Origin of the sequence: Streptomyces yerevanensis (assembly GCF_000716805.1) — a bacterium.
In the GTDB taxonomy this organism is placed as follows: domain Bacteria; phylum Actinomycetota; class Actinomycetes; order Streptomycetales; family Streptomycetaceae; genus Streptomyces; species Streptomyces flaveus.
The window spans coordinates 38360-50744 of record NZ_JNWJ01000011.1 but is presented as its reverse complement, the minus strand read 5'-3'; the positions used below and the strand labels follow the sequence as shown (position 1 = coordinate 50744).

Sequence of the window (12385 nt, the reverse complement as noted above, 5' to 3'; positions counted from 1 at the left end):
TTCCGAGCCACACCGCGCCCCTAAGGAGGCCGCAGGCCTCTTAGGGGCGCGGGGAACTGCGCGACCAGCCACAATGAACCCGCAGCTTCGAACTGCCCTCCCAGCGGAGCTACTTCGGCTGCGGCTTGCGCACCGAAAGGTGCAACTCCCGCAGCCGCGCCTCCTCCAGCTCCGTCGGCGCGCCCATCATCAGGTCCTGGGCGTTGCCGTTGAGCGGGAAGGCGATCGTCTCGCGGATGTTGGGCTCGTCGGCCAGGAGCATCACGATCCGGTCGACGCCCGGCGCGATGCCGCCGTGCGGAGGGGCGCCGAAGCGGAACGCGCGGAGCATGCCCGCGAACTCACGCTCGACGGTCTCCGCCTCGTAGCCCGCGATACCGAAGGCCTTCAGCATGATGTCCGGCTCGTGGTTCCGGATCGCGCCGGAGGACAGCTCGACGCCGTTGCAGACGATGTCGTACTGCCAGGCCAGGATGTCGAGGGGGTCCTGCGTCTCCAGGGCTTCCATTCCGCCCTGCGGCATCGAGAAGGGGTTGTGGGAGAAGTCGATCTTCCCCGTCTCCTCGTCCTTCTCGAACATCGGGAAGTCCACGACCCAGCAGAAACGGAAGACGTCCTCCTCGAAGTGACCCGCGCGACGAGCGGCCTCCACCCGCACCGCGCCCATGATCTTCGAGACCTCGTCGAACTCGCCCGCGCCGAAGAACACCGCGTGACCGGCGGCGAGAGACAGCCGCTTCGTCAGCTCCGCGACGTTCTCCTCCGTCAGGAACTTCGCGATCGGGCCGGTCAGCGAGCCGTCCTCGGCGACCCGCACCCACGCCAAGCCCTTCGCACCCTGCGAGACGGCGTAGTCACCGAGCTGGTCGAAGAACTTACGGGGCTGCGAGGACACGTCCGGCACCGGCAGCGCCCGTACGTGCTTGCCCGCGAAGGCCTTGAACTCCGAGCCCTCGAAGATGTCGGTGATGTCGGCCAGCTCCAGCTGGGCCCGCAGGTCCGGCTTGTCGGAGCCGTACTTCAGCATCGCCTCACGGAACGGGATCCGCGGGAAGGGGGAAGTGACATGGCGGCCGTTGCCGAACTCCTCGAACAGCTCCGTCATCAGCTGCTCGATCGGCTGGAACACGTCCTCCTGCTCGACGAAGGACATCTCCACGTCGAGCTGGTAGAACTCGCCCGGCGAACGGTCCGCGCGCGCGTCCTCGTCGCGGAAACAGGGCGCGATCTGGAAGTAGCGGTCGAAGCCGGAGATCATCAGCAGCTGCTTGAACTGCTGCGGGGCCTGCGGAAGGGCGTAGAACCTGCCCGGGTGCAGACGGGACGGGACGACGAAGTCGCGGGCGCCCTCCGGCGAGGTGGCCGTCAGAATCGGGGTCGCCAGCTCGTTGAAGCCGAGGGTCGTCATCTTGTTGCGGATCGCGGAGATGACCGCCGTACGCAGCATGATGTTGCGGTGCATGCGCTCGCGGCGCAGGTCCAGGAAGCGGTACTCCAGGCGCCGCTCCTCGTTCACACCGTCCTCGGTGTTGATCGTGAAGGGCAGCGGGGCGGCGGCACCGAGCAGCTCGACCTCGCTCACCTCGACCTCGACCTCACCGGTCGGCAGGTCCGGGTTGATGTTCTCCGCCCCGCGCGAGACGACCTTGCCGTCGACGCGGACGGTCGACTCCTTGGAGAGCTTGTCCAGCGCCTCGTACGCGGCCGTGCCGGGGCGAGCGACCAGCTGCGTGATGCCGTAGTGATCGCGCAGATCGATGAAGAGGATGCCGCCCAGGTCGCGCCGATTGTGCAGCCAGCCGCTCAGCCGGACGTCGCTGCCGACGTCAGAGGCGCGGAGCTCGCCGCAGGTGTGGGACCTGTACCGATGCATCGTCGTTCATCCAGTCTTCGCGGATCGGGGTCTGTGTGTCACGGCCTGTATGTCACGGCCCGTGTTGTCACGGTCTGTGTTTCACGTGAAACACAGACCCAAGCGTACCGGGGAGCCCAAGCCCGCCTCCCCACCATTACGAGCGGGTCACGACCATCACGGGCCGGTCACGGTCCACCTCTCTGAGGGGTGGCCTTTCTCCCTTTGGTGGCTTCTCACGATCACCTCTTCCTACAGTGTCCCAATGCGCACTGGTGAGCCCCTGCCCGCCGTGGGGGACGTCCTGGCCACCCTCGCGACCGGCCTGTGGCGTTGGGACAACGCGGCCGAACTGGTCACTCTGGATGCCGAGGCCGCACGGCTGCTCGGACTTCCCGCCGAGCCGATGACGCTCACGGAAGCCGGCGCCCGCGCCCGCTTCCACCCCGTCGACTGGAACGAGGTCAAACCCGTCGTCCAGCTCGCCGCCTCCGAGGGCACCATCGCCGAACTCCGGATGCGGGTCATGGACGACCAGGGCCGCGTACTGCGTACGGTGCGCAGCCGCTCCAAGCCGTCGTACGACACCGAATCGCGCTCCTACCAGCTGGTCGGCACCCTCCAGGAGGTCTCCGAGCCACCGCCGGGCGCCGCCGCCCGCACGGCCGTCACCGGCGACTGGCGCCGCTCGCGCGAGGCGTTCCTGCTGGACGCCGGGCGCGCACTGGCCGAGGCGCGGTCCACGGCGGAAGTGCTGCGGGTCGCGGCCGGCCTGTCGATGCCCGGGTTCTCACCGGACGGACTGGCCGTCTACGGCACGCAGGGCGACCGGCTGACGCTCATCGGCCACCACGGGCACCACTCCGACGACGAGGGCCCGTTCTCCGCGATGTCCATGGAGACGGACCATCCGGCCGCGGAGGTCGTACGCACCGGCCGTGCCGTCTATCTCTCCTCCCCGAGGGACTACCGGAAACGCTTCCCCGCCTCCTGGCCGTTCGCCCAGGGCTTCGGGCGGCAGTCGTGGGCGTTCCTGCCGCTCGTCGTCGCGGGCCGCACGATGGGCGCCTGGATGGCGGCCTTCACCTACCCCGTCTCCTTCACGCCCGACGAACGCTCCGTCCTCACCACCGTGGCCCGCATGCTCGCGCAGGCCCTCTCGCGCGCCGGTACCGCCGAGTCGGAGCGCGAGCTGACCGACGGCCTCCAGCGCTCGATGCTGCCCAACCTAGGGCCGCAGATCCCGGGCATGAGCGTGGCCGCGCGGTACGTGCCCACCGGCGGCGGGCTCCAGGTCGGCGGCGACTGGTACGACATGATCCCGCTCCCCGGAGGCACCTCCCCGGCCAAGCCCGGGGGAGGCAGATTCGCCCTCGTCATCGGCGACGTCCAGGGCCATGACGTACGCGCCGCCGGATTGATGGGCCAGCTGCGGATCGCGCTCAGGGCGTACGCCTCCGAAGGGCACCGCCCCGACGCCGTACTGTCGCGCGCCTCGCGGTTCCTGTACGGGATGACGTCCGACGAGGAGGCCGCCGACCTGCGCTTCGCGACCTGCCTGTACGTGGAGGTCGACCCCGCGACCGGCGTACTGGACATCGCCCGTGCCGGGCACCCGGACCCGGCGATCCGGATGGCCGACGGGACCGTGCTGACCCGGCCGACCGCGGGCGGACTGCCGCTCGGCATCGACCCGGACGCGGACTATCCGACGACCCGGCTCGCCCTGGAACCCGGCGAGACCATGCTGATCTGCACGGACGGGCTCATCGAGACCGGCGGGCACGACCTCGACACCGGCTGGCTCAGGATCCGCAAGATCCTGGAGAGCCACGACGGCGAGCAGAGCGACCTGGAGGCGCTGGCCGACGCACTGGTCCAGGCCGTGCACGGGCCTTCCTCGCACCACACGACCGGGCCGCTCGTGGACCGCCGCGAGGACGACATCGCCGTCCTGCTGCTGTGCCGGCAGGGGGAGGGCTGCGGCTGCGGCGACCAGCCGGCGGCACGGACGTCCGTACGCCGCACCGTGCTGACCGTCGCACAGGACGAGCCCGAGCGGGTCGCGGACACCCGCCAGCAGCTGAGAGAGCTGCTGCACGACTGGGCCTCCGAGGACCAGGTCGACTCGGCGGTGCTGCTGGCCTCGGAGATGGTCACGAACGTACTCGTACACACGGACGCCGACGCGCTGCTCGTCGCCGAGATGACGGGCGAGGCGGGCTCCCGCCGGATCCGGGTCGAGGTCACCGACCGCAGCGACGCCCTGCCCCACAAGCGCCAGCCCGGAGAACTGGCGTCCTCCGGGCGGGGCCTGATGCTCATGGAGCTGCTCTCGGACGCCTGGGGAGTGGACCCGCGGGGCGAGGGCAAGAGCATCTGGTTCGAGCTCTACGAACCGGACGGCGCCGGGAAGCCCGAGACGATCACCGGTACGTGATCACAGGTACTGGCCGTCGTCGGCGCCTGTCGCCGACACCGGCCGCACCTTGACCGCGACGACGTTGGAACAGTTGACCAGCACGGTCCCACTGTCGACGCCGTCACGGCCGTTCTGCTCGAAGCGCAGGGTGTGCCCCTGCTCCAGCGCCATGGTCACGCTGTCCACCGCCGACTCCAGCGACTCGAAGTCACGGCTCCTGACGGCCAGCGGCTCCCCGACGACGGGATGGAACACGAGGTGGAACTCCGGATTCTCCTGCGCCATGCCCGTCGTCCTTCCGTTCCGTACTGTCAGAGACCGCCCTCGGCCATCCCGTGCACGGCCGGAATCGTACCCAGCCGTCCCTTCTGGAAGTCCTCGAAGGCCTGCTGAAGCTCCTCGCGGGTGTTCATCACGAAGGGCCCGTAGTGCGCCATCGGCTCACGGATCGGCTGCCCGCCCAGGAGCGCGACCTCCAGGTCCGGGGTGTGGGAGTCCTGCGTCTCGTCCGCGCGGATGGTCAGCGAGGAGCCGGTGCCGAAGACCGCGGTCTGGCCGCTGTGGATGGGCCGACGGTCCGTACCGACACTGCCGCGCCCGGCGAGGACGTACGCCAGACCGTTGAAGTCCTCGCGCCAGGGCAGCGTGAGCTCGGCGCCGGGCGCCACCGTCGCGTGGATCATCGTGATCGGCGTGTGCGTGATGCCGGGCCCCTGGTGACCGTCCAGCTCACCGGCGATGACACGCAGCAGCGCGCCGCCGTCGGGGGTGGTGAGGAGCTGCACCTGGCCACCGCGGATGTCCTGGTAGCGCGGGGCCATCATCTTGTCCTTGGCAGGCAGGTTCACCCACAGCTGCAAGCCGTGGAACAGCCCGCCGGACATGACCAGCGACTCCGGCGGAGCCTCGATGTGCAGGAGCCCCGAGCCGGCCGTCATCCACTGGGTGTCACCGTTGGTGATGGTGCCGCCACCACCGTTGGAGTCCTGGTGGTCGAAGATCCCGTCGATGATGTACGTGACGGTCTCGAAGCCTCTGTGCGGGTGCCACGGGGTCCCTTTCGGCTCCCCTGGCGCGTACTCCACCTCGCCCATCTGGTCCATCATGATGAACGGGTCGAGGTACTTGTAGTTGATCCCGGCGAACGCACGGCGGACCGGGAAGCCCTCGCCCTCGAAACCGCTCGGCGCGGTGGTCACGGCGAGTACGGGACGCGCCACGGCCTCGGCCGGCGCCACCACACGGGGCAGCGTCAGCGGGTTCTCGACGGTCACTGCAGGCATGTCGGTACCTCCTTGTGTTCCGAGATTAGTTGATTCTTGAACTTCCTGCTACCCAGAACAGAGAACGCCCGGAGGGAATTCCCTCCGGGCGCGCACGGTGTCGGGGCACGTCAGCCGTACATTCGGCGCATCGCGAAGTCGACCATCTGCTCGACCGCCTTCGCGTCGAAGACCATGCGGTGCTCGCCCTCCATGTCGAGGACGAAGCCATAGCCGGTGGGGAGCAGGTCGATCACCTCGGCACCGGTGATCACGAAGTACTTGGACTCCTTGCCGGCGTACCGGCGCAGCTCCTTGAGCGAGGTGAACATCGGGATCACGGGCTGCTGGGTGTTGTGCAGCGCCAGGAAGCCGGGGTTGTCACCGCGCGGGCAGTAGACCTTGGACGTGGCGAAGACCTGCTGGAAGTCCTCGGCGGAGATCGCCCCCGTGGTGAACGCGCGCACCGCGTCCGCGAGCGAGGGCGGCGACGGCTCGGGGTACAGCGGCCCGCTCTGCTGGCCATACCCACCGGGCTGGGGCGGCGGCTGAGGCTGCGCGTACTGCTGCTGGCCGGGGCCCGCGGTCTGGTCGTAGCCGTACATGGGGGTCAGAGTAGCCGGTTGCCTCCGGCGGTTGGGCGGGGTGCCTCCGGCGGTTGGGCGGGTGGGTTCGTTGTTGAGTGCGGGTTGAGTGTGGCTGGTCGCGCCGTTCCCCGCGCCCCTAGGTGGGTGGGGGTGCGGGGTCGTGGGCCGGTGCGTCAGCCCGTCGCAGGGCGGGCATACGGCCCTTAGCTGGTACAGGGTGCGGGTTCTCCGAGACCGGAGCTAAGCGACGGGCATAGGACGCACCGGCCCACGACCCCTCCCGCCGGAGGGAAGCTGCGGGTGGTTGGGGGTGCGGGCTTCCCCGGGGAGCTGCAGGCTTTTGCTTTTAGGGGCGCGGGGCTGTGACGTATGCGGCTCCGCCGCGGGGCGCGACCAGCCACGACGTGCCCGCACTCGCTCACGAACCGAACCCACCACAAACCCACCCGCCCGAACCCGGAGGGTTACCTCACACTTGAGCCGCTAGGGGTTGATTCTTATTACCCACGGGTAGCATCATCGTGGCTGTTTGCTGTACACGAACCTAGGTCTGAGGAATCACCAACCTCACCCGATCCCTTAACGGAGCCGTCGCCATGGGGCACTACAAGTCGAATCTCCGCGACATCGAGTTCAACCTCTTCGAGGTGCTCGGGCGCGACAAGCTGTACGGCACCGGCCCGTTCGCGGAGATGGACACCGAGACCGCCAAGAGCATCCTCGAAGAGCTGACCCGACTTTCGGAGAACGAGCTGGCGGAGTCCTTCGCGGACGCGGACCGCAACCCGCCGGTCTTCGACCCGGAGACCAACACCGCGCCCGTACCGGACAGCTTCAAGAAGAGCTACAAGGCCTTCATGGACTCCGAGTACTGGCGGCTCGGCCTGCCCGAGGAGATCGGCGGCACGACCGCCCCGCCGTCCCTGATCTGGTCGTACGCGGAGCTGGTTCTGGGCGCCAACCCGGCGGTGTGGATGTACTCCTCCGGCCCGGCGTTCGCCCGCATCCTCTTCGACGAGGGCACCGAGCAGCAGAAGCACATCGCCCAGATAGCCGTGGACAGGACCTGGGGCTCGACGATGGTGCTCACCGAGCCCGACGCGGGCTCGGACGTGGGCGCCGGGCGCACCAAGGCGGTTCAGCAGGAGGACGGCTCCTGGCACATCGAGGGCGTCAAGCGCTTCATCACGTCCGGTGAGCACGACATGGAGGAGAACATCCTTCACTACGTGCTCGCGCGGCCGGAAGGTGCCGGTCCCGGCACCAAGGGCCTGTCCCTCTTCCTCGTACCGAAGTACCTCTTCGACTTCGAGACCGGCGAGCTGGGCGAGCGCAACGGCGTGTACGCGACGAACGTCGAGCACAAGATGGGGCTCAAGGCCTCCAACACCTGCGAGATGACCTTCGGCGACCGCCACCCCGCCAAGGGGTGGCTGATCGGCGACAAGCACGACGGCATCCGCCAGATGTTCCGGATCATCGAGTTCGCCCGGATGATGGTCGGCACGAAGGCGATCTCGACGCTGTCGACGGGTTACCTGAACGCCCTCGAGTACGCCAAGGAGCGCGTCCAGGGCCCGGACCTCGCGAACTTCATGGACAAGACCGCCCCCAAGGTCACCATCACGCACCACCCGGACGTGCGCCGCTCGCTGATGACGCAGAAGGCGTACGCGGAGGGCATGCGCTCCCTCGTCATGTACACCGCGTCGATCCAGGACGAGATCATGGTCAAGGAGGCCGCGGGCGAGGACACCGCCGCCCTCGAGGCCCTGAACGACCTGCTTCTGCCGATCGTGAAGGGCTACGGCTCCGAGAAGGGGTACGAGCAGCTCGCGCAGTCCCTGCAGACCTTCGGCGGCTCCGGCTTCCTGCAGGAGTACCCGATCGAGCAGTACATCCGGGACGCCAAGATCGACACTCTCTACGAGGGCACCACCGCGATCCAGGGCCAGGACTTCTTCTTCCGGAAGATCGTCCGCAACCAGGGCGCGGCGCTGAACTCGCTCGCCGAGGACATCAAGAAGTTCCTGGCGCTCGGTACGGGTGGCGAGGAGCTGTCGGCCGCCCGCGAGCAGCTCGCCAAGGCCGCCGTCGAGCTGGAGGCCATCGTCGGCCTGATGCTCACGGACCTCGCGGCCACCGAGCAGGACGTCAAGAACATCTACAAGGTCGGGCTCAACACCACCCGCCTGCTGATGGCCTCCGGTGACGTGGTCGTCGGCTACCTGCTGCTGAAGGGTGCCGCGGTCGCGGCCGAGAAGCTGGAGACGGCGCCGGCCAAGGACAAGGCCTTCTACACCGGCAAGATCGCCGCGGCCAAGTTCTTCGCGGCGAACGTCCTGCCGGGCGTCACCGGTGCGCGCAAGCTCGCCGAGGGCACCGACCTGGAGCTGATGGAGCTCGACGAAGCGGCCTTCTAGGAACGCTTCCGTACATACGAGGCGGCCTTTCCAGGAGCGTTTACGCCCATACCGGAGCCGTACCGGAAAGTGACCTTCCGGTCGGCGGTCCCCTCCACATACCCCTTACGAGGGCCCGTTCCCCATCGCCGGGAGCGGGCCCTCGTACGTCGTTAAGGTGAACCCATGCGCACACCCCCACGCTTCGATCGCGGCCATACCGACGACCTCATGTCCTTCCTGACGGCCAGCCCGTCGCCGTATCACGCGGTGGCGAACGCGGCCGAGCGGCTGGAGAAGGCCGGCTTCCGGCAGGTCGCCGAGACGGACGCGTGGGAGGGGGCGCACGGCGGGAAGTACGTGGTGCGCGGGGGCGCGATCGTGGCCTGGTACGTGCCCGAGGGCGCCGAACCGCACACGCCCTTCCGGATCGTCGGGGCGCACACCGACTCCCCCAACCTGCGTGTGAAGCCGCGGCCGGACAGCGGTGCGCACGGCTGGCGCCAGGTCGCGGTCGAGATCTACGGCGGCCCGCTGCTCAACTCCTGGCTGGACCGGGACCTGGGCCTCGCCGGCCGGCTCTCGCTGCGCGACGGCACGACCCGCCTGGTGAACATCGACCGCGCCCTGCTGCGAGTCCCCCAACTCGCCATCCACCTGGACCGATCGGTCACCTCCGAGGGCCTCAAGCTCGACAAGCAGCGGCATCTCCAGCCGATCTGGGGCCTCGGCAACGACGTACGCGACGGGGATCTGATCCGTTTCCTGGAGCAGGAGTCAGGGCTGGCCGAGGGCGAGGTCACCGGCTGGGACCTGATGACGCACTCCATCGAGCCGCCGTCGTACCTGGGCCGGGACAAGGAGCTGGTCGCCGGCCCGCGTATGGACAACCTCCTGTCCGTGCACGCCGGTACGGCCGCGTTGGCGGCCGTCGCGACCTGCGATTCGGCCCTCCCGTACATCCCGGTGCTCGCGGCGTTCGACCACGAGGAGAACGGCTCGCAGTCGGACACGGGGGCGGACGGTCCGCTGCTCGGGAATGTGCTGGAGCGTTCGGTGTTCGCGCGCGGCGGTACGTACGAGGACCGGGCGCGCGCCTTCGCCGGCACGGTCTGCCTGTCCTCCGACACGGGCCACGCGGTCCACCCGAACTACGCCGAGCGCCACGACCCGACGCACCACCCGCGCGCGGGCAGCGGCCCCATCCTCAAGGTCAACGTCAACAACCGCTACGCCACGGACGGTTCGGGCCGCGCGGTCTTCTCCGCCGCCTGCGAGAAGGCCGCCGTACCCTTCCAGTCCTTCGTCTCCAACAACTCGATGCCCTGCGGCACGACCATCGGCCCCATCACCGCCGCCCGCCACGGCATCAAGACGGTCGACATCGGCGTGGCCATCCTCTCCATGCACAGCGCCCGCGAACTGTGCGCCACGGAGGACCCGTTCCTGCTGGCGAACGCGTTGGTGGCGTTCCTGGAGGGTTAGTTGGGACAGTTCTCCCCGAGCTTCCGCATGAAGTGAGTGCTCGCCTCCGCATGGCCGGTCCGGCGGAGGGTACCCGGCCCGGGTCCGCAACAGCCGTTGAAGACGGACAGCACAGGGAGGCCGGACTCATGGGTCTTGGTGGTTGCATCATTCTGATCGCGGTGGGGGCCATCCTCACGTTCGCGACCGACTGGGACATGCAGGGAGTCAACCTCGACCTGGTCGGAATCATCCTGATCGTCGTCGGCCTGATCGGCGTCGCGACGTTCAGCAGTGTCGCCAAGCGCCGGCGTGTGGTGGTGCCGCCCACGACACCGGTGATCGACGAGGAACGGCACCACAGCCGCCGGGACGGATACAGCGACGGTTACGGCATCTGATCGCCACTCCCTCGACCGCCGGCCACGGCACCGTTCGGTGACGGGTCAGGCCAGCGCGTGCCCCGTAGTCGCGTCCACATGGTCCGGTACCTCGTCGTGGCGGTCGCCGACGGTGGAGGTGCCGGTCGGTTCGAGGACGAGGATCTCGGTGGGGACGGGAGCGTACGGCTTGTGCTCGGTGCCGCGCGGGACTGTGAAGACGGCGCCCCGGGGCAGGACGACCGTGCGCTCGCCGGCCGGTTCGCGCAGGGCGATGTGCAGTTCGCCGTTCAGGACCAGGAAGAACTCGTCGGTGTGGTCGTGGACGTGCCAGAGGTGCTCGCCCTCGACCTTGGCCACGCGGACGTCGTAGTCGTTGACGGCCGTCACGATTCGGGGGCTCCACGTTTCCGTGAAGGAGGAGAGGGCCGTTTCCAGCGAGATGGGTTCCATGGGCTCATCGTGCGGGGTGGTCCCGGCGTCGCACGAGTGCTAGGAATCGCATATGCCGCAAGGATCCTCGCACTGTCCGCACAAGGTCGCCGTGATCGTGGACGAGGGCACCAACCCGTTCGAGGTCGGTGTCGCCACCGAGCTGTTCGGGCTGCCGCGGCCCGAACTGGGCCTCCCCGGACCGCTGTACGAGGTCATGCTGTGCACACCCGCGCCCGAGGTGCGGATGAACCACGGATTCTTCACGGTGACCGGTGTGCACGGCCTGGACGTCGTCGACACGGTGGACACCCTCGTCGTACCGGGCCGGCCCGACAACGTCGTACCGCGCGGGCCTGCCGTCCTGGACGCCATCCGGCGCACCCACGCCCGCGGGGCACGCATCATGAGCTTCTGCACGGGCACCTTCGCGCTGGCCGAGGCCGGTCTGCTCGACGGCCGCCGGGCCACCACTCACTGGATGTGGGCCGCCGCCTTCCAGGAACTGCACCCGAAGGTGCTGCTGGAGCCGGACGTGCTCTTCGTCGACGAGGGCGACGTCCTGACCGCCGCGGGCAGCGCGGCCGCGCTCGACCTCGGGCTGTACGTCATACGGCGCGACCACGGCGCCGAAATCGCCAACATGGTGTCCCGCCGGCTGGTGTTCGCCGCTCACCGGGACGGCGGACAGCGGCAGTTCGTAGAGCGCCCGGTGCCGGACGTGCCCGACGAGTCGCTGGGGCCCCTGCTGGCGTGGGCTCAGGAGCGGCTGGGCGAGCCGCTGACGGTGGCGGACTTGGCGGCGCGTGCGGCGGTCAGCCCCGCGACGCTGCACCGGCGCTTCCGCACCCAGCTCGGTACGACTCCGCTGGCCTGGCTGACAGGGGAGAGGGTGGCGCTGGCCTGCCGACTGATCGAGCGGGGGGAGGAGCGGCTGGACGTGGTGGCCGCCCGGAGCGGGCTGGGGACGGCCGCGAACCTACGCGCGCGCGTGCGACGCGAGACCGGGCTCAGCCCATCGGCCTACCGGCGGCGTTTCGGACCGGCCGCCGGGGAACCGCTGCATACATGAAATTCCTCGTACGCGACCGGCTCCTCGGCATCGGTGACGACTACTGGATCGAGGACGACCGCGGCAACAAGGTCTTCCTCGTCGACGGCAAAGCCATGCGGCTGCGGGACACCTTCGAGCTGAAGGACACCCAGGGGCGCGTCCTGATCGACATCCGCCAGAAGATGTTCGCCCTGCGGGACACGATGGTGATCGAGCGGGACGGCGGGCCGCTCGCGCGGATCAGACGCAAACGGCTGTCGTTGCTGCGCAACCACTACCGGGTGGCCCTGGCGGACGGCAGCACGGAACTGGACGTCAGCGGCAAGATCCTCGACCGCGAATTCGCCATCGAGTACGACGGTGAGCTGCTCGCCGTCATCTCCCGGCGCCGGCTTCACGTGCGGGAGACGTACGGCGTCGACATCGTACGGGAGGACGCGGACCCGGCGCTGCTGATCGCGGTGGCGGTGTGCGTGATCCATCTGGCCGAGAAGGAACGGGAGGACTGAGAGCCAACGGGAGGACTGAGA

General features: G+C 68.9%; 11 protein-coding genes. 6 read left to right on the top strand and 5 right to left on the bottom strand.

Annotated elements, in window-relative coordinates; translation table 11 throughout:
* Positions 1 to 109 precede the first annotated feature (109 nt).
* Positions 110 to 1873, bottom strand: a complete 1764-nt coding sequence (gene aspS / locus OP79_RS13530) for an aspartate--tRNA ligase (RefSeq protein ID WP_033320403.1) — start codon at positions 1871 to 1873, stop codon at positions 110 to 112.
* A gap of 244 nt (positions 1874 to 2117) precedes the next feature.
* Between aspS and OP79_RS13525 the strand changes: the two genes are divergently transcribed.
* Positions 2118 to 4292: a SpoIIE family protein phosphatase gene (locus OP79_RS13525; protein WP_033320402.1), complete on the top strand. Its 2175-nt coding sequence runs from the start codon at positions 2118 to 2120 to the stop codon at positions 4290 to 4292.
* Here OP79_RS13525 and OP79_RS13520 read toward each other — a convergent pair whose 3' ends face one another.
* The 3 genes from OP79_RS13520 to OP79_RS13510 form a co-directional block, all read right to left on the bottom strand.
* A complete protein-coding gene (locus OP79_RS13520) occupies positions 4293 to 4559 on the bottom strand; it encodes a hypothetical protein (protein WP_033320401.1) in 267 nt (88 codons plus the stop codon). It lies immediately after the preceding gene.
* A gap of 26 nt (positions 4560 to 4585) precedes the next feature.
* On the bottom strand, positions 4586 to 5557 hold the full coding sequence (locus tag OP79_RS13515; RefSeq protein ID WP_033320400.1) for a pirin family protein: 972 nt from the start codon (positions 5555 to 5557) through the stop codon (positions 4586 to 4588).
* A gap of 110 nt (positions 5558 to 5667) precedes the next feature.
* Complete coding sequence (locus tag OP79_RS13510) at positions 5668 to 6141, bottom strand: SseB family protein (protein ID WP_033320399.1); 474 nt, start codon at positions 6139 to 6141, stop codon at positions 5668 to 5670.
* A gap of 578 nt (positions 6142 to 6719) precedes the next feature.
* On the opposite strand from OP79_RS13510, the gene OP79_RS13505 reads away from it, so the two are divergent.
* The 3 genes from OP79_RS13505 to OP79_RS13495 all read left to right on the top strand — a co-directional run bounded on the left by OP79_RS13505 (position 6720) and on the right by OP79_RS13495 (position 10390).
* A complete protein-coding gene (locus OP79_RS13505; RefSeq protein ID WP_033320398.1) occupies positions 6720 to 8546 on the top strand; it encodes an acyl-CoA dehydrogenase in 1827 nt (608 codons plus the stop codon).
* 165 nt (positions 8547 to 8711) lie between these two features.
* A complete protein-coding gene (locus OP79_RS13500; protein ID WP_033320397.1) occupies positions 8712 to 10010 on the top strand; it encodes a M18 family aminopeptidase in 1299 nt (432 codons plus the stop codon).
* A 128-nt stretch (positions 10011 to 10138) separates the two neighbouring features.
* Positions 10139 to 10390 carry a DUF6458 family protein gene (locus OP79_RS13495; protein ID WP_033320396.1) on the top strand — a complete coding sequence of 84 codons (252 nt, stop codon included), beginning with the start codon at positions 10139 to 10141 and terminating at the stop codon, positions 10388 to 10390.
* Positions 10391 to 10435: 45 nt separating this feature from the next.
* Here the strand turns inward: OP79_RS13495 and OP79_RS13490 are convergent, their stop codons facing one another.
* Complete coding sequence (locus OP79_RS13490; RefSeq protein ID WP_033320395.1) at positions 10436 to 10822, bottom strand: cupin domain-containing protein; 387 nt, start codon at positions 10820 to 10822, stop codon at positions 10436 to 10438.
* Between the two features lie 52 nt (positions 10823 to 10874).
* Between OP79_RS13490 and OP79_RS13485 the strand changes: the two genes are divergently transcribed.
* Positions 10875 to 11873 (top strand): GlxA family transcriptional regulator, encoded by a 999-nt coding sequence (locus OP79_RS13485; RefSeq protein WP_033320394.1) that lies wholly within the window; start codon positions 10875 to 10877, stop codon positions 11871 to 11873.
* Positions 11870 to 12364, top strand: a complete 495-nt coding sequence (locus OP79_RS13480) for an LURP-one-related/scramblase family protein (RefSeq protein ID WP_033320393.1) — start codon at positions 11870 to 11872, stop codon at positions 12362 to 12364. Before OP79_RS13485 ends, OP79_RS13480 begins: the two co-directional genes overlap by 4 nt.
* The last annotated feature ends 21 nt before the right edge of the window (positions 12365 to 12385 follow it).